Source organism: Thermoactinomyces sp. DSM 45892, assembly GCF_900107305.1.
In the GTDB taxonomy this organism is placed as follows: domain Bacteria; phylum Bacillota; class Bacilli; order Thermoactinomycetales; family Thermoactinomycetaceae; genus Baia.
Window position 1 is genome coordinate 1 of the sequence record NZ_FNPL01000011.1, and the last position, 17,887, is coordinate 17,887.

Below are 17,887 nucleotides of genomic sequence, written 5' to 3' on the forward strand. Positions count from 1 at the left end.
TTGGCGGGAACCAATAACTTCTACACAGGGGGTACCATGTCTTTCTTTTTGATCATTTGTAAATTATTTCAAGCGAATTTGCTCATCTCGAGTTAGATAGTAGTAGGATTTTATGAAGTCGTATGCACTTCCTGTCTATTTTTTAGCGGTTTTATTGGGTTTCTTTTCTATGAAAACGGTTGCTTTCCCATTTACTTCTTGATACAATTTTTTTGGTCTTATACATAGTTATCAATTTGCTTAGATGTATCTTCTGGGCACATTTGTTACATAAACTGGAGGTAATACTCATGGAAAAAACATTTATTATGGTGAAACCCGACGGTGTACAACGCGGTTTAGTAGGCGAGATCGTAGCTCGTTTTGAGAAGAAAGGCTACCAGCTGGTTGGTGCTAAATTGATGCATGTGTCTCGTGACCTAGCGGAAGCACATTACGCAGAACATAAAGAGCGTCCATTTTTCGGTGAGCTTGTAGACTTTATCACATCTAGCCCTGTGTTTGCTATGGTTTGGGCAGGTGAAGGTGTGATTGGGACTGCTCGTCATATGATGGGTAAAACCAATCCTAAAGAGGCGGATCTAGGTACGATTCGTGGCGATTTTGGAATAAGTGTTGGTATGAATATTGTTCATGGTTCCGATTCTGCTGAAAGCGCTGAGCGTGAATTGAGCCTGTGGTTCAAAGAAGAAGAAGTTAACAGCTATGAAAAAACGTTAAGTCGTTGGGTGTAAGGCGATGTAAGAAGAAAGCTCGGGTTGACCGGGCTTTTTTCTTTTGAGAGGATATAGAGAGAATGTGATAGAAAGCGGGGGCATGTATCAGATGTCGTTTCAGTCATATAAAGCTCAGAAACGAGTGATAGAATTTTTACAAACGGCCATCAAGCAAGATCGTGTCGCCCACGGGTACTTGTTTTACGGTCCAAAATGTGCCTATAAGAGGGAAATTGCCATCGAGTTTGCTAAGGTAGTGAATTGCGAGAAAGGGCAGTTAGATCCATGTGATGAGTGTCCTACATGTATGCAAATCCAATCGGGGAATCATCCGGATGTAGTCGTGATTGAGCCAGATGGTAACGTGATTAAGATGGAGCAGATTAAGCAGTTACAACATCGCTTTCGGTATCAATCTGCACCTGGGATGACACGTGTTGTGATTTTGGATTCAGCTGATCGAATGAGAATAGAGACAGCAAACACGTTGTTAAAATTTTTAGAAGAGCCGACTTCTTCTATGTTAGCGATTTTGATAACAGAACAAGAGAAGAGTATCGTTCAGACGGTGCGCTCTCGGTGTCAGACAGTCCGCTTTGTGGAGCCATCTTGGTTGGAACTGGCAAAGAGATGGCAAGTGCACGGGATTCAGCCACCTATGAACTACGTACTAGCACAGTGCTCTTACGAATTCGAGCAACTCGAAATGGATTCGGATGAGTTAGAGAAAATCTTCCGTCATGTGATCGAATGGTCCCAGTTGTTAGTAAGTAAGCAATCTACCGCCATTGTTACGATTCAAGAGCCATGGTTCCAAGAAATGATTCAGAAGAAGCAAGTGACGCTTGTTCTCGACTTTCTGATGATATGGCTTCGCTATGTCTCGAGATTGACGATTCGGATGTCGGATGAGAATATGGTTGACTTTATTCAGCAAGGCAGGAATATAGCAAAAAGAACGACTCAAAATGCGTGTGCGAAGATGATGGAGCAGGTTATGATTACGAGAAAATTAGTAGCTAGACCTGAGCTAAGCGACCAGTCATTAATAGAGCAACTCGTAATCCAGTTACAAAAAGATGCTCCTAGTGATTGGACGAAACTTGGCTATAGTTAAGCCTTTTTTGAGAGGATATGAACATAGATGAGATATCTAACAGCAGGAGAATCACATGGTCCGCAACTTACATTGATTATAGATGGCGTGCCGAGTCAAGTTCCCTTTTCGAAAGAGCAGATTGACCATCAATTGCATCGTAGACAAAAAGGACATGGTCGTGGCCGACGGATGCAGATTGAGCGAGATGAAATCCAAATCATGAGTGGCGTCCGTTTTGGTAAGACGACAGGTGCACCCATTGCGTTAGTGATCGAAAATAAGGATTATACGCATTGGCAAAGGGTGATGAATCCATTTCCGATGCAGGAAGAAGCAGATAAGAGAAAGCTAACACGCCCACGCCCGGGGCATGCGGATTTAAATGGAGCGATAAAATATGACCATCGTGATTTGCGAGATGTCTTAGAACGTTCGAGTGCGAGAGAGACGGCGGCTAGAGTAGCGGCTGGAGCATTTGCAAGGCAAATTCTTGCACTATGTGGGATCGAGATTGCAGGGCATGTCTTGCAGATTGGTGGAGTGAAGGCAAAGCGGGTTTTCGGGGTTCCGCTGGCGGAGTTTATCACTCGAACAGAGGAATCGCCTGTACGTTGCTTAGATCCAGAGGCTGAACAGGCCATGATGAAAGAGATTGATGATGCGAAGGCAGAAGGGGATTCGATTGGTGGTATTGTGGAAGTGATTGTAGAGGGAATGCCGATCGGCCTCGGAAGCCATACTCAATGGGATCGAAAGCTAGATGCGAAAATTGCGCAAGCGATCGTGAGCATCAATGCGTTTAAAGGAGTCGAGTTTGGAATTGGCTTTGAGGCGGCTCATTTGCGTGGCTCACAAGTTCATGATGAGATTATCTGGTCGAAGGAGAGCGGCTTTACTCGTGCTACTAATCGCCTCGGTGGATTTGAAGGTGGGATGACGACAGGTGAAGAGATGATCGTCCGTGGTGTGATGAAACCGATTCCTACTTTGTACAAGCCGCTCATGAGTGTGGATATTGATACAAAAGAGCCATTTGCGGCAAGTATTGAAAGATCAGACTCCTGTGCGGTTCCAGCGGCTAGTGTGGTAGCAGAAGCTGTAGTCGCTTGGGAAGTGGCTCAAGCCCTACTTGAAAAATTCCCTGCTGATACAGCAGAGGAGTTAGTGTCCCAAGTACAGCGCTATCGAGAGCATACGAAAAGTTTTTGATGGGGGTGTGAGTACATGAGAAAACTAGAGATCTCGTTACCTAAGCAGTCCTATTCCATCTTGATTGGATCGGGATTATTAGCGAAGTTGCCTGACCTCTTAGAGAAACATGGTTTTCAGAAACAAGATCGCTTATTTCTCATCACTGACGATCAGGTGGCCATTCACTATTTGGAGCCAGTTCGGAGAAGTCTCTCTGAATCTGGCTTCTCGATCGATTTTGCGGTCGTCCCTCACGGTGAACAATCGAAATCGGTCGCAACCTACGAATCTTTGATTGGGAAGTTGATAGAGGCAGGGTGCAATCGAAAAAGTGTCATCCTAGCATTAGGTGGGGGGATGGTCGGGGATTTGGCTGGATTTGTAGCGGCTACATACATGCGTGGAGTTCGTTTCTTTCAATTGCCGACTACTCTACTCGCACATGACAGCAGTGTAGGTGGGAAGGTAGCCATTAATCACACGTCAGGTAAAAACATCATGGGTGCCTTCTATCAGCCTCAAGGTGTTATCTACGATGTAGACACTCTACAAACATTATCAACGCGAGAGCTTCAATCAGGGTTTGCTGAAGTTATTAAGCACGGATTGATTTGGGACCGATCTTTTGTCGATTGGCTATTTGAAAACAAAGAAGAGCTTTTAGAGAGGAACCCTATCTATCTAACAGAAGCCATCGAAAGAGCATGTTCCGTCAAAGTAGCCGTCGTCAGCCAAGACGAAACCGAACAAGGCATCCGTGCCATTTTAAACTACGGACATACTATCGGTCATGCCATTGAGGGGACGACTTCCTATAGTTCCTACACCCATGGAGAAGCAATCTCGATCGGCATGGTCGGATCAGCATGGATGAGCGAACAACTCCACTCCTCCAACCAGGGATTAACCAAGATGACCCAAGAACTACTAACCCACTTCTGTCTGCCTACCAAGCTACGCACACCTTTATCCGAAGATGAACTCATGGATTATCTGCGCAGAGACAAGAAGCACACATCCACCGGATTCACTTTCATCGTATCCCCTATATGTGGACAGGCTCAAATTACCCAACACGTCCCCGAGGAGTTAGTCCGTCAAGCATTGCGTAAGATTGGGGCTTATTGATTGCACTAGCTACGGAAATAGAGGCATCGAGTATTTGGAATAGGGGCAGTGTATCTAGCTATTGAGATGTTTAGTGAGCCTGCTTAGCGTAATCCATTGAAGCAAGGGCTTTTCATTCCATAACACTAACCCTAACCGAATGGAGAATCGAATCTAATGCACTTCTATCCCCATTTCTACGAAAATTTGGACCTTTCTACCTTCAACTATTGTAAAATATAAAGAGAGGGAGGAATACATCCATGATCAAATCAAAAAAATCCATTCAAGGTTTAGCTGTTTATCAGCCAGGCAAACCCCTAGAAGAAGTAAGACGAGAACTCGGCCTCGAACGCATCATCAAATTAGCAAGTAACGAGAATCCGTTTGGATCATCAAAAGCGGTTTGGAAAGCAATCGAGCAAGGAAAGGACTCTCTTCAACTCTATCCGGAAGGACATGCTCCTATTTTACGTGAAAAAGTAGCTGAGCATCTCGAAGTAGATCCACGGCGTCTCATCTTTGGGAATGGATCAGATGAGATTGTTCAAATGATTGCTTGTACATATCTAGAACGAGATACAGAGGCAGTGATGGCGGATCTTACTTTTCCTCGTTATAAAACGGTAACCAAAATAGAGGGAGCTACTCCGGTCCGTGTTCCTTTGAAAGGAGGTACTCATGACCTTGAAGGAATGCTCGCAGCGATTACGGAAAAAACAAGAGTGGTCTGGATCTGTAATCCGAATAATCCAACGGGCACGATAGTAGGGCGCACAGAGCTTGAATCATTTTTAGATCAAGTTCCAGATCACGTCTTAACCGTGATTGATGAGGCCTACGCGGAATATGTAACGGATTCTAGTTATCCAGATTCTTTGTCTTTACTTGATTACAATCCAAATATCATTGTGCTGCGGACCTTCTCTAAAATTTATGGCTTGGCGGCACTACGGGTCGGATTTGGGGTTGCACATCCAGAAGTAGTAACCGAGTTAAACCGAGTACGCGATCCATTTAACGTAAATCGTTTGGCTCAATTAGCAGCTAGTAGCGCTATGGAAGATCAAACCTTTGTTTTCTATTGTCGCAATCAAAATGAGAGTGGACGTAAGCAGATTACGGGGCGCCTCGATCAATTAGGCTTATTTCATTATCCCTCACACGGAAATTTCATCTTATTTGATACAGGTTTCCCAGCCAATGATGTCTTTCAGTTCTTACTTCATCGCGGAGTGATTACCCGTTCTGGAGAAGGACTCGGATTTCCGACATTCCTGCGGGTTACCATTGGTAGTAAAGAGGAAAATGAGATTTTTTTGAAGGAACTTGAGGCTTTCCTAGAAGAGCATAAATGTTAGAAATTACTTGCATTTCAGATAATAAGTAAGTTATATTTAGTGTATAGTATGGTTTCTCTCCACTCCTATCCTAGATTGCCGTGTTAGAACCGAATAACGGTTCTTTTTTTTGGTTTGTCCACATAATGTGGGATGAGGAGGGTTGTCTATGGGCGGGCGAATCTGGCATTTTTCATTGGAATTTTTCTTTGTTTTAATCTGTATTTTCGTTTTGAAAACATGGGTATTCCCTTTTTTTATCTCCATTTGGTTTCCTATTAGTGATATGACGGAACTTCTTCATGAATGGACGTTGCTCATGGTTGGAGTGATTACCTTATTCGCTTACATGGGTTTAGGTTCTACTGCCAAATGGAGCTATCACCTTAACTGGAAGGTATCGAGTGCTTTATTTTGTTTCTATCATTTGCCTTTCTTTGTTCTACCATGGACATGGTTCCAGCAAATGCAGGCGGATTGGACATATCTCGTTGGTGAATTATTTGTGCTATTTGGCTTACAAGAATGGGATTCACCGTTCTCTATTTTAATTATCTCTTGCATAGCATTCTTGTTTGGTAGATGGATGAAGATAAAAGAGAAGGATGAACAGGGAGGTAGACTTGTTTCTAGACATAAAGTATTCGTTCAGAAATAATTAGATTTATCAAGGATAGAGTAAAAAGATTGTCATTCTCACTTTTTTTTGTCACAATGGACAAAGATCTCTAAAGAGGAGAATGAACATGAGCCAAGAGGTTGACTTAACCCTCCATATCCGCTACCAGCGAGATGAGTGGAATGGGCGCCAGCAGGCAACTCCTTTTTCACTATCGCCAGAAGCGTATGTGAAATTGATTGATAAACTAAACATATCTGAACAAGAAATTCGTCAAGTATACCTCCCGATCGCTTCTCGCTTTGTGGAGCTATATCGTCATTTACAACAAGCCCCACGTACTGCTAACATTCCACTCATCATTGGAGTTGCAGGCAGTGTCGCAGGTGGAAAGAGCACGATTGCCCAGATTTTTCACACCTTATTTGAGGATTCGCTGGGTGACGGCTCTGTGGCAGTTGTATCAACAGATAGCTTTTTATATCCGATGAAAACGATGACTGAGAAAAATATGCTACATAGAAAAGGCTTTCCTGAGAGTTATGATATGGAAGGATTCGTTCGCCTACTCTATGAATGCAAATCTGGCTTTTCGAACTTTCAAGTTCCGATTTACTCACATGATACGTATGATATATTGCCAGATGAAACCCTTACATTCACACGACCGAAAATGGTGATTGTAGAAGGGTTAAATGTGTTGCAAGTGGTTCCAGTCCAGTTAGATTTGCTGAAGCGAACTTCATGGATTGCCGCCGACTTTATAGATATTTCAATCTATGTGGATGCAGAGGAAGAGAATCAGATTATCTGGTATCTAGAGCGAGTCAAACGGCTCTGGACGGAAGCTAGAGCAAACCCGTATTCCTACTATCATCAATTTACCTCACTAAGCGAGGAGGAGCTATTAAACCGGGCAATGAATGTATGGAACGAGATTAATCATGTAAATCTCCATAACTATATTTTACCTTCACGCGAACGGGCTGATGTCATTCTACATAAAAATGGTGACCACTCGGTTTCTGATATATATGTACAGAGGAAATTACGAATTTAAATATGACTAACTTAACACCCTTTCGTCCAAACTAGCATTAATAGGGATGAAAGGGTGTCGTAGTGAGATGCGAATAGCAGAATGGCTTACTTATGCAGGAATTGATCAATTGAAACAATTACATCGGCACTATGGATGTGAACAAACGGATCAACACTCGAAACATGAGTTAATCTGTAGCTTACTACGTCGAATCAGTAAAAAAAGTTATATCCATAACTTGCTGGAAGGGTGCTCTGCGACTGAGTTACGATTTATTGAGCTAATTACGCTTGATCCGAGCCCAGCCTACACGATGGAAGAGTTATTGGCAAAAGGTCGTGCTGCTTTATCGGGGGGAGAAGGGACGCCTAGGTCTTTTGTCGTCGAGGCATTAAAAAAAGGCTGGTTGTTTCCAGGCTATTCCCATCAAACTCAGTATCTCTATCATATGCCTAGTGATATCAGAGAGCAGATTCAACAAGCATTTGTTCAGTCGTATATTCCCTTTCAGCAATCGCATGCCCCTAGTTGCTATCGTGATGAAGAAAATCAGATGGTATATGACTTACAACGTTTCCTACGATATTTACAGCAAGATATTGTGAGATTGACACAAAATCAAGCGATTTATCGTCAGCAATTCAAGCAGTTACTCCAAACGTTTGCGATCCCAGAAGAGCCTATTAAAAGCGGTGGGCCAAGATTTGGTTTTGGGCGAATGTATCATCTATATCCGAATCGCTTCTCACTTCTTTATGATTATGCATACTATGAAAAATACATCTTAGAAGATCAAGGATATTTGGGCGTTACTTCTGCGGGATCTGAACGTTGTAATCAGTTAGGAGTACAGGAAGGAAAGCAGCTTTATCGATTTTGGATTCGTCTCTATCGGCGTCCGATTCCTCAATTACCTATTATTTTAAGGTGGATTGGTCTACTCTCCTACCCGAAATGGATATCGGTTTCCGCGATTTATCAAGCAGTCTGTCCTTGGTTAAAACCGTTCTATTATGAAACAGAGAAAACGTTATTCCAAAAAATAATGGAAATGTTGGTTCATTTGGGGATTGGAAAGTGGGGGGAGGAGAATCAAGAAGCTTATTTTACTCTCACATCGAATGGGATTAGGTGGATGCATGGCATTTCTGCATTTGGAGAACAAACAATTGAAGAAGGGTTTATTCAGTCGCCGAAGTAGGAAAATGGATTCTTTAACTCGAATGTAATAGTTATAGGTGTAATAGGATAGATACAAAGAGCTACATCTTTGTCAGGGATCGACTCATTCACCCATCCATGCAAGGGGGAAGGCAGATGAGCAACAGTGTTACCGTTTCAGAGAAGAAACAGTTTATCAACTGGTTTTTGAATCGGTATGAGTTACAAAAAAAAGAGGCGGCTTGGCTGCTCAGTTACCTGTCCTCAGACGAACAACTATTAAAACGGGTCCATTTCGTTGATTACGTAGAAAATCTACCTAAAGCGATTCTCATGTCTACGAAATGTGTCAAGAAGCCATCTTTTCAGTTTAAGAAGAAAAAGCGGTTAGGTACAGACGTAGAAAGTGCTTACTTTGACATCAAGTCTTTTCCAAATGAAGATATTTATATTGGTTTGTATTTTAAAGGTTGTGCATCGTGTCCAGAGTTTGCTGCTGTATTGGAGGTAAATCCTTTGGAAAAACAGGATCTCGCACAAGACCAGCTACTAAGTCTGTTTGCGGAGATGTTCCTGGACCATACGATGAAGGAATTTCATAAAAAAGAGTTATATGTCCAGATTGATCAATCTCTAGAGGATCGAGATGAAGAAAGATTTGCTACATTAACAGCGGAACTAAGAAAATTAGAGAAAGACATGATATAATGCTCAGCAGAAGCTGGGTATTTTTTTGTTTGAGATAAGAAGGATGTGGACATGATGAAACTATGTACAGTAGACGATCAGGAGTGGCAACAAGTGGCTCCTTTTGTAGATACGTTGATTTTACCCGTAGCTAGCTGTTTGATGGAACAGAAACAGGTACCTTTTCAAAGTTTGCATCGGTTGGAGCGTGTAGCGGAGCGCGTGGAACAAGGTTTACAGGGAAGGGTGTTTTTACTACCTACCATTGTAGATTATGGGATGGCTGCTGAGTTGTTTCGTGCAGTGATTCACAACACAGTTCAATCACTGCAAAAGTCTGGATTTGCTCACCTTGTTGTGCTGACAGATGAAAAACACACACACTTAGGGGATGATGAAAGCCTAGATTCGCCTGTGTTTTCCATGATTACCAAGGTTGTATCGTGTGAACCTACAGACGATATGTGGGAGCTAGAAAAGCATGTGCGGGAGGCGACGGAATCAATTGTACAAAATTGGCAAAACTCATATTGAAAACTTGTTACGTTTCTCACATGAGTTTTCTTGATTTTTCAGATGCCATTCGCTATTATTGGAGATGTCCTAGTAAAAGAATAAGTCCTAGCATGTGTAAAAGGTTCCGTTTCCCGTGCTTTAGGCGGTTTCATGCCGTGTAGAAGGAGGTCGGACTTGTCGTGAGTAAAAAAGTTTCCCGCCGCCAATTCTTAACTTATACGTTGGGTGGGACGGCTGGTTTCCTCGGAATGGGCATGCTTTTTCCTATGATCCGTTTTGCAGCAGATCCTATGCTGAAAAAGGGAGGAAAGGGTGCATTCGTCAAAACGAACTTGTCGGAGGGTCTAATTAATGAAACTCCTCAAGCAGTTGATTTTCGTGTAGAAGTAAAAGACGGATGGTATGTTCCAGAAGGTGGGGAGCCCCGTACAGCTTGGGTTATGAAAAGCGAAGGAAAAATTTTAGCGCTTTCACCTATTTGTAAGCATTTGGGTTGTACTGTAGGTTGGGAGAGTAACCCCCAATTCAAGGGTGAATTCTTCTGCCCTTGTCATTTTGGTCGTTATTTTAAAAATGGAACAAACGTTCCTGGTACGCCACCAACTAAACCACTTGATCAATACGAAACCAAAATTGAGGCTGGGCATTTATGGATTGGCCCAATCAAGAAAGCTTAAGTACTCAATCACCGAGGAGGTGTCGCGTTTATGTTGCGCGCGGTCTACAAGTGGGTGGATGAACGCCTCGATATCACGCCGATCTGGCGAGATGTTGCGGATCATGAAGTACCGGAACATGTGAATCCAGCACACCATTTCTCTGCATTTATCTATTGTTTTGGTGGACTCACTTTTTTCGTTGTTATGATTCAAATCCTTTCAGGAATGTTTCTGGCAATGTATTATGTTCCGGATATCATTAACGCCCACGCAAGTGTTAAGTATCTACAAACTGAGGTTGCCATGGGGACGATTGTTCGTGGTATGCACCACTGGGGTGCAAGTGTCGCGATCGTAATGCTATTCTTACATACGTTACGTGTATTCTTCACTGGCTCCTATAAAAATCCACGTGAATTTAACTGGATCGTTGGAGTGTTGATTTTCTTTATGATGTTAGGTCTTGGATTTACCGGATACCTATTGCCTTGGGATAATAAAGCTTACTTTGCAACCAAGGTAGGGATACAGATTGCAGAATCAGTTCCATTTATAGGTAGCTATCTTGCTACGTTCTTGCAAGGTGGCGATATGGTAGGGGCAACCACGATTCCTCGATTCTATGCACTTCATGTATTCTTTTTACCAGGCGGGTTGCTAGGTTTGTTAGCGGCTCACTTTATCTTAATACGCCGTCAGGGCATCTCAGGCCCGTTGTAAGCCGTATACGTGAGGAGGGATCCACTTGGCACACAATCAAGACGGAAACCAGAAGCAAGTCCACTATGTGGGAGACTCGCGTGTAAGGGTGAATTCGAAAGAGATGCTCCCCCCAGATTACTCTCAGTTTCCTGGCAAGACAGAACAGTTTTTCCCTGACTTCTTGCTAAAAGAGTGGATGGTTGCTGCGGTTTTCCTAGTAGGTTTTATGACTTTGGTTATGGCTGAAAATCCGCCACTAGGTGATATTGCAGATCCTACTAATACTGGTTTTTTGCCTGTACCAGACTGGTATTTTTTATTCTTGTATCAGTTATTGAAATATAAATGGGCAGCGGGTCCATTTACCGTTGTGGGTATTATCGTTGTACCAGGGTTGTTGTTTGGTGGTTTGATGCTAGCTCCATTCTTGGATACCAGCAAAGAGCGCCGGCCAATCAAGCGTCCTGTTACAACGGGAATCGCAATCCTTTCACTTCTCGGAGTGATCGGCTTAACTTGGGCTGCGGAAGCAGAGCATGTTATCCAAGTCCAATCTTCCTCTGGTACCCCTGCGAAGGATAAAAAGATTGTCGCTGAACATGACAAAGGCTACGAGCTTTATAAAAAGAATGCTTGTATCAAATGTCACGGTGATAAACTGCAAGGGGTTCAAGGTCCACCACTTCTTGGTGTAGGGGACCGTATCAAAGGCGAGGATGAAAAGTTGACTCGTAAGGATATCGAGAAAGTGATCGATGAGGGTCGTGGTGCGATGCCAGCAGGTATGTTCCAAGGTTCTGAAGCCGATAAACAAGTTCTTCTCGACTGGCTCATGAAACAAAAACAAAAATAACAATGGAGAAAACCTGGTTGCCATTCGGTGACTAGGTTTTTTCCGGATCATAAGGAGAATGAAGAATGACTCCTGCGGTGCGTTATATTCGAAGTGTCATAATGGAGCGATGGTTTTTACTTTCTCTCTTTGTGATTAATTTGGTTGGTACGATCTATGGTTACTATTGGTATAAAGAGCAACTGATGATGACAAAATGGTATCAAATCCCGTTTGTACCCGATAGTCCAACGGCTAGTTTGTTTTTTACAGTGGTTCTATTCTTATATCTGATGAAGAAAAGAAGTCCTCTGATCGAGGCTCTAGCGTGTATTACTCTTTTTAAATATGGCATTTGGGCAGTGGTGATGATCTTATGGGGAGCGGCTGTAACTCCGATTCCTTGGGCGGAGTCTCTTACCTGGGAGCATTGGATGTTAATTGGTTCACACCTAGGGATGGCGTTGCAAGGAATTCTTTATTTCCCTTATTACACGTTCCAAAAAAGAGATATCTTGATCACAGCTACTTGGACTCTGATGAATGACTATTTTGATTACCAATTTGATTTACATCCGTGGGTAGTGACGGAGTTAGATAGCTATATGCCATCTATTGGATTCTTTACGGTTATACTAGGGCTGACAAGTATTTTCCTAGCCGCGATCTTCATGATGATCCCGAGTAAGGTTCGATTATGGGAATATAAAAAGTTATATCAAAAATAGCGAGTATTTTTCCCCTCTTAGACATGCGAGTCGAACAACCTGAATAAGGTAGTAGTACTAGTGCGTTAACAGGAGGGGACCCTGTTGTGGATTCGACTTTGCCTGATACTTGTCATTTTAAACGGATTCTTTTTTTGGAATATATCAGATACATGGGCTGAGGATAAATGGTCGGCAGAGAAAACGAAGGAGCAAGAATGGCTACAATTGGCACTTCAGATACAGAAACAGATCGGGCAACAAAATGTAGTAGAAGCGAAATCGACTGTGACGAAGCTGGCCATCTCCTTTTCAAAAACGAATTTCCAGATGAAAAAATATTCATTGAGAGTGATTTCGGCCTTATCTAATACGATTTTAGAGATGGACGAGCAATTAAATCAGGCGTTGATAGACCCGGAAGGGTTGGCGGCACGAGCGAGGAAGTTAGTCTATTCATTTGATGTTCTTGTTCATACCAATCAGCCTTTATGGCATAATGCAGAGCCTGAGCTACAGCGCTCGGTTGGTGGCATGAAGCAATCCAATCAAGAACAGAAGCATGAGGATCTTCGGGAAGCGGTTCGCCAATTTCAAAAAAGCTTTGATCTGGTACGTCCCGCTATTTTAATTTCAAAAAGCCCTTCTATTTTACAAAGGGTGGATTCCATGCTTGCTTTTCTGGAGAAAAACAGGAATTTTTCGGAAAATGAAACGATTATTCAACTTCTGGAACAACTTATTCCGAACATTTTCCATGGAAGCGATCAAGATGTGATGAGGCTATTAAAACCAACTGTACAAATGCCTATGCCGATGGTTATTATCTGGTTGATTAGTACCATTTTGATTGTATTGAGTTATTTTCTGTGGAAGAAATACGAAGGAACAAAGGCGAGAACAGAATAGAAAAAAGCACTCATTCGAAAATGAAAATGAGTGCTTTTTATCTATTTCTTTTCTTTTTTTATATTCTTTTCTATTTTATCAGGAGCTTCATACGAGAACCCTTCTCCGTACACATCGCGTACGTCATGAATGACCATAAAAGCGTACGGGTCTGCGTTGTGAACGATTTGTTTCAGTTTCGGGATTTGATTGGGAGCAAGGACGATGTAAATGACATTTTTCTCTGTTCCAGTGTATCCCCCTTTTCCCTGTAAGAATGTGACACCGCGTCCCATTTTCCGAGTAATCTCATCAGCCAACAAAACAGCTGCGTTGGAGATGATGGTCGCCGCTTTCGATGCATTTAGCCCCTCTACGACAAAATCGATCACACGCGCGCCGACGAAAACGACGATTAAGGTATACATGGCTTTATCTAAACCGATGACCTTACTAGAGATGAGGATGACAAAAAAATCAAAGATAAACATGGTTTTCCCCATGCTCCAACCGAAGTACTTGTTCATAAGGCGCGCGATAATGTCTGCGCCACCTGTTGTTCCTCCAACCCGGAAAATTAAACCAAGACCAATTCCGACTAATACTCCTGTGTAGAGGGACGCTAGTAGTACGTCTTGACGGGAACTTCCGAGCCCTGCTGTCCATTCGATAAATAGGGAGAAGGAAGTGGTTCCAATTAAGGTGTAAAATAATGTTTGTTTTCCAAATACCCTATATCCAACAAAAAAGAGTGGGATGTTTAGTCCCAAGATGATCCATCCAGGCGATAAACCAAATTGGTAGTTGGCAAGCAGTGCAATCCCTGTGAAACCGCCCTCTGCTAATTGGTTTGGGATCGCAAAGTAGTTGATTCCGACAGCCGCAATAAAGGCTCCTATTAGGATAGAGAGAATATTGCGGGTGTGCATGTAAATTTGTTTTTTCATAGTAGCTCGCTCCGTTTAACAGAATGGTTATTCTGTTGTAGTGTAGTATACCCCGATATAATAACAAAAATCCGAGAGGGTTTCTTATTTAAATTTCCGAAAGATGGGTTCATAGATCTTTTTTTAGTAACTTTATATCTTAAGCCTGATAGGGTAACATGGGAAGGTCAGGAGGGATTTTGATGTTAGAAAAAAAACCGAAAACATTTCACGATATTCAACGTGAAGTAGATGAATATATTGGTCAATTTAAGGAAGGTTATTTCAAACCGCTATCTATGCTTGCTCGTATGACGGAAGAGGTAGGTGAGTTAGCGAGGGAAGTAAACCATCAATTCGGGGAAAAGCCTAAGAAGAAAACAGAAGAAGAAAACTCCATTCAAAATGAGTTGGGTGATCTTATTTTTATTATAGCTTGTTTTGCTAATTCCCTTGACATTAATCTACAAGAGGCTTTTGATGGGGTAATGAGCAAATACAATACGCGTGACCGGGATCGATGGACACGAAAAGAGAATGAACAAGAGAGATAAGAGAAAGAGGAGTAGACATCATGAGTATTCGTATTATTATCGCTGGAGCTTCCGGCAAGATGGGGCAAGAAGCGGTAAAATTAATTCAGCGTGTAGCCGATTTTCAATTAGTAGGTGCGGTTTCACGTACAGAAGAAGGGAAAGATGTAGGAGAGGTGGTCGGGATTGGATCACTCGGGGTCTCTTTTCATCGTTCTGTCGCTACTGCGCTTGATGAAGTGGAGGCCGATGTTTTAATCGACTTCACTTCTCCCGAATGTGTAAAGGATCATATGGAGTTATGCCTGCAAGCAGGAGTTCGCCCCGTAGTTGGGACAACCGGTCTTAGCGAGGAAGAAATCGATCAGCTTCAACAGGACTTTTCACAGAAGAAATTAGGCGCTTTAATTATTCCTAACTTTGCGATTGGGGCTGTTTTGATGATGGTATTTGCGGCAAAAGCAGCCAAATATCTTCCTCATGTAGAGATTATTGAATCGCATCATGATCATAAGCTAGATGCTCCGTCAGGCACATCACTTAAAACAGCGGAATTGATTGCAGAGGCCCGCAAAGAAGTAAAGCAAGGTCATCCCTCAGAACAGGAAGTATGGGAAGGGGCTCGTGGAGCATACTATAGCGGCTTCCGCATCCACAGTGTTCGCCTGCCAGGGCTTGTGGCTCACCAAGAAGTCCTTTTCGGAGGAGATGGGCAATTATTGACGATACGGCATGACTCATTAAATCGGGAATCGTTTATGCCTGGAGTAGATCTTTCTGTTCGAAAAGTGATGAATTTAGATCATCTTGTGTATGGCTTAGAAAAGATTTTAGACATGTAATGGTAGACATCAAAGGTGGAGAATTAGATGAATATTGCGCTCATCTCACATGATGCATTAAAAGATAAAATGGTTAACTTTGCCATAGCGTATGAACCGCTACTTCTTTCACATCGTTTATATGCAACGGGTACAACTGGAGCTTTGATTATGGAAGCGACACAGTTGAAGGTTACGCGTTTTCTATCAGGCCCATTGGGCGGGGATCAACAGATTGGAGCACTAGTGGCCGAGCAAAATGTGGATTTGATTATTTTTTTTCGAGACCCGCTCACTTCCCAGCCTCATGAACCTGATATTTTAGCCTTGTTACGATTAGCAGATGTTCATGACATTCCCGTAGCAACGAATTTAGCAACGGCAGAAATTTTGATTCGATCTCTGGATCAAGATGGATTTATCACAAGAGATCATTCTTAAAAAATGAGAGAGAAGGGAATTTGATGGAAGAATTTCATTCGGTCGATTTGTTGGCTTTTGGTGCTCACCCCGACGATGTGGAGATTGGTGCATCCGGGATTTTAGCGAAACACTCTGTAGCGGGGAAACGAGTGGCAATTTGTAGCTTAACCGAGGCAGAACTTTCTTCAAATGGTACAGTTGAATTACGTAGAGAAGAGGCGAAGAAGGCGGGGGAGGCCTTGGGCTTGGTCGGACATTATAATCTTCAATTGCCAGACCGGGGTTTAACGGGATCACCCGAGCAATTAGTGAAAATGGTTCAAGTGATCAGACAATGCCGTCCTTCTGTGATACTAGCTCCTTACTTTGAAGATCGTCATCCAGACCATGTGGCTTGTAGTAAATTGGTGAATGAAGCAATCTTTAACGCAGGACTAAAAAACTATCAGACTCCTGATCATGAGCCGCATCATCGTATAAAGCAGCTGTACTACTATTTCCTGAATGACATCGCGAAAGCAGATATGATAGTGGATATTAGTAACGTATATGAGAAAAAAATGGACTCTATCCTAGCCTATCGCAGTCAGTTCAGGCGAGAAGAAGGGCAAGTGGATACCCCTATTAACGGGCCAACCTTCTTGTCGATGATTCAGGGGCGAGACCAGATGTGGGGACAGATGATTGGGGCACAATATGGCGAAGGTCTAGTAAGTCCACGCCCTATAAAGCAATCATTATTAGTATAGTGTACTAGTAGCAAAATAGGATCGGGGTGCAACTATGAAAATCGGTATCACATGTTACCCTACACACGGAGGCTCTGGAGTGGTGGCGACAGAGTTAGGAAAATTATTAGCAGATCGTGGTCACCAAGTCCACTTTATCAGTTATGATATGCCTTTTCGCTTAGGCGGATTTCATCAAAACATATATTATCATCCAGTAGAAGCAAATCAATATTCTCTGTTTAAATATCCTCCGTATGACTTGGCACTAGCTAGCCGCATGGCACAGGTGGCTCAAACCTACAAACTGGACTTGCTCCATGTGCATTATGCCGTGCCCCATGCGATTGCGGCTGTACTAGCTAAGCAGATGGTAGGAGATCATCTAAAAATCGTAACCACCCTTCACGGTACAGACATCACTGTATTAGGCGAGGATCCAGTCCTAAAAGACGTAATCAAATTTGGTATTACTCAGAGTGATCGAGTGACGGCAGTATCAGATAGTCTAGCAGAACAAACAGTAGATATTTTTCAAGTGGAGACTCCGATTGAGCGGATCTATAACTTTGTTGATCAACGTGTGTACTATCCAAGGGATGTGACTGGGGCTTGTGAGAAGTACACGCCCTGTAGCCACGAGAAAACGTTGCTACATATCTCTAACTTCCGACCTGTAAAACGGACAGAAGACGTGATCCGAATCTTTGCTCAAGTATATGAGAAAGTACCAGCACGATTGCTATTAGTGGGTGAAGGACCAGACTCTATACCCATCCACAAAATGGTGAAAAGTCTTGGATTAGAGGAGAAAGTCGCTTTTTTAGGCAAACAAGATGATGTGGCACAAATCCATTCTTTAGCCGACCTGCTCCTCCTCCCATCTGAGAAAGAAAGCTTCGGCCTCGTCGCACTAGAGGCGATGGCTTGTGGAGTCCCTACAATCGGATCAAACGCAGGCGGACTGCCCGAAGTTGTAGAACATGGTGTAACCGGATTTCTTTCACCTATTGGTGATGTTGATTCGATGGCGAACTATGCGATCAAACTGCTAACCCAACCGGACCTTTACAATCAATTTGTACAAGCTGGTATGGAGAGAGTACAAAAACACTTCTCCGGGGAAGCGGTTGTTGGATTATATGAAAATCTATATCGTGAGGTACTAGAAGAGCGGTAAAGGGAGTGGA

Annotated in this window: 21 protein-coding genes; 20 read left to right on the forward strand and 1 reads right to left on the reverse strand. The window is 42.8% G+C overall.

Annotated elements, in window-relative coordinates:
• Positions 1–290: 290 nt before the first annotated feature.
• The 15 genes from ndk (at position 291) to BLU58_RS10000 (ending at position 13,287) form a co-directional block, all read left to right on the forward strand.
• Positions 291–734, forward strand: coding sequence for a nucleoside-diphosphate kinase (ndk, locus tag BLU58_RS09930; RefSeq protein WP_093292061.1), 444 nt, complete (start codon positions 291–293; stop codon positions 732–734).
• A gap of 91 nt (positions 735–825) precedes the next feature.
• Positions 826–1,833 (forward strand): hypothetical protein, encoded by a 1,008-nt coding sequence (locus BLU58_RS09935; protein ID WP_176786603.1) that lies wholly within the window; start codon positions 826–828, stop codon positions 1,831–1,833.
• A 27-nt stretch (positions 1,834–1,860) separates the two neighbouring features.
• Complete coding sequence (gene aroC, locus BLU58_RS09940) at positions 1,861–3,024, forward strand: chorismate synthase (protein ID WP_093292063.1); 1,164 nt, start codon at positions 1,861–1,863, stop codon at positions 3,022–3,024.
• A 15-nt stretch (positions 3,025–3,039) separates the two neighbouring features.
• The gene (aroB, locus tag BLU58_RS09945) at positions 3,040–4,134 is read left to right on the forward strand and encodes a 3-dehydroquinate synthase (RefSeq protein ID WP_093292064.1); all 1,095 of its coding nucleotides are present in this window, start codon (positions 3,040–3,042) and stop codon (positions 4,132–4,134) included.
• Positions 4,135–4,376: 242 nt separating this feature from the next.
• Complete coding sequence (gene hisC / locus BLU58_RS09950; RefSeq protein ID WP_369813738.1) at positions 4,377–5,474, forward strand: histidinol-phosphate transaminase; 1,098 nt, start codon at positions 4,377–4,379, stop codon at positions 5,472–5,474.
• A 148-nt stretch (positions 5,475–5,622) separates the two neighbouring features.
• Positions 5,623–6,111, forward strand: a complete 489-nt coding sequence (locus tag BLU58_RS09955) for a hypothetical protein (RefSeq protein ID WP_093292065.1) — start codon at positions 5,623–5,625, stop codon at positions 6,109–6,111.
• Positions 6,112–6,199: 88 nt separating this feature from the next.
• The gene (coaA, locus tag BLU58_RS09960; RefSeq protein WP_176786604.1) at positions 6,200–7,132 is read left to right on the forward strand and encodes a type I pantothenate kinase; all 933 of its coding nucleotides are present in this window, start codon (positions 6,200–6,202) and stop codon (positions 7,130–7,132) included.
• A gap of 67 nt (positions 7,133–7,199) precedes the next feature.
• Positions 7,200–8,315: a hypothetical protein gene (locus tag BLU58_RS09965; protein WP_093292067.1), complete on the forward strand. Its 1,116-nt coding sequence runs from the start codon at positions 7,200–7,202 to the stop codon at positions 8,313–8,315.
• A 116-nt stretch (positions 8,316–8,431) separates the two neighbouring features.
• Positions 8,432–8,983: a ReoY family proteolytic degradation factor gene (locus BLU58_RS09970; protein ID WP_093292068.1), complete on the forward strand. Its 552-nt coding sequence runs from the start codon at positions 8,432–8,434 to the stop codon at positions 8,981–8,983.
• Positions 8,984–9,034: 51 nt separating this feature from the next.
• A complete protein-coding gene (locus BLU58_RS09975) occupies positions 9,035–9,496 on the forward strand; it encodes a DUF2487 family protein (protein ID WP_093292069.1) in 462 nt (153 codons plus the stop codon).
• Positions 9,497–9,657: 161 nt separating this feature from the next.
• Entirely contained in the window at positions 9,658–10,155 is a 498-nt protein-coding gene (locus tag BLU58_RS09980) for a QcrA and Rieske domain-containing protein (protein ID WP_255404669.1), read from the forward strand.
• A gap of 30 nt (positions 10,156–10,185) precedes the next feature.
• Complete coding sequence (qcrB, locus tag BLU58_RS09985) at positions 10,186–10,857, forward strand: menaquinol-cytochrome c reductase cytochrome b subunit (RefSeq protein ID WP_093292070.1); 672 nt, start codon at positions 10,186–10,188, stop codon at positions 10,855–10,857.
• A 25-nt stretch (positions 10,858–10,882) separates the two neighbouring features.
• Positions 10,883–11,692, forward strand: coding sequence for a menaquinol-cytochrome c reductase cytochrome b/c subunit (locus tag BLU58_RS09990; RefSeq protein ID WP_255404670.1), 810 nt, complete (start codon positions 10,883–10,885; stop codon positions 11,690–11,692).
• 65 nt (positions 11,693–11,757) lie between these two features.
• Positions 11,758–12,399 (forward strand): DUF1405 domain-containing protein, encoded by a 642-nt coding sequence (locus BLU58_RS09995; protein ID WP_093292071.1) that lies wholly within the window; start codon positions 11,758–11,760, stop codon positions 12,397–12,399.
• 84 nt (positions 12,400–12,483) lie between these two features.
• Positions 12,484–13,287 (forward strand): sporulation protein YpjB, encoded by an 804-nt coding sequence (locus BLU58_RS10000; RefSeq protein WP_176786605.1) that lies wholly within the window; start codon positions 12,484–12,486, stop codon positions 13,285–13,287.
• 41 nt (positions 13,288–13,328) lie between these two features.
• Here the strand turns inward: BLU58_RS10000 and BLU58_RS10005 are convergent, their stop codons facing one another.
• On the reverse strand, positions 13,329–14,213 hold the full coding sequence (locus BLU58_RS10005) for a YitT family protein (protein WP_255404671.1): 885 nt from the start codon (positions 14,211–14,213) through the stop codon (positions 13,329–13,331).
• A 182-nt stretch (positions 14,214–14,395) separates the two neighbouring features.
• Between BLU58_RS10005 and BLU58_RS10010 the strand changes: the two genes are divergently transcribed.
• Genes BLU58_RS10010 through bshA form a run of 5 tightly spaced genes read left to right on the forward strand, consistent with a single transcriptional unit; the run spans position 14,396 to position 17,877 of the window.
• On the forward strand, positions 14,396–14,746 hold the full coding sequence (locus BLU58_RS10010; RefSeq protein ID WP_093292073.1) for a nucleotide pyrophosphohydrolase: 351 nt from the start codon (positions 14,396–14,398) through the stop codon (positions 14,744–14,746).
• Positions 14,747–14,766: 20 nt separating this feature from the next.
• Entirely contained in the window at positions 14,767–15,567 is an 801-nt protein-coding gene (gene dapB / locus BLU58_RS10015; RefSeq protein WP_304442032.1) for a 4-hydroxy-tetrahydrodipicolinate reductase, read from the forward strand.
• Between the two features lie 27 nt (positions 15,568–15,594).
• A complete protein-coding gene (locus BLU58_RS10020) occupies positions 15,595–15,987 on the forward strand; it encodes a methylglyoxal synthase (protein WP_093292075.1) in 393 nt (130 codons plus the stop codon).
• A gap of 23 nt (positions 15,988–16,010) precedes the next feature.
• Complete coding sequence (bshB1, locus tag BLU58_RS10025) at positions 16,011–16,718, forward strand: bacillithiol biosynthesis deacetylase BshB1 (protein ID WP_176786606.1); 708 nt, start codon at positions 16,011–16,013, stop codon at positions 16,716–16,718.
• A gap of 34 nt (positions 16,719–16,752) precedes the next feature.
• Complete coding sequence (gene bshA / locus BLU58_RS10030) at positions 16,753–17,877, forward strand: N-acetyl-alpha-D-glucosaminyl L-malate synthase BshA (protein ID WP_093292077.1); 1,125 nt, start codon at positions 16,753–16,755, stop codon at positions 17,875–17,877.
• Positions 17,878–17,887 lie beyond the last annotated feature (10 nt).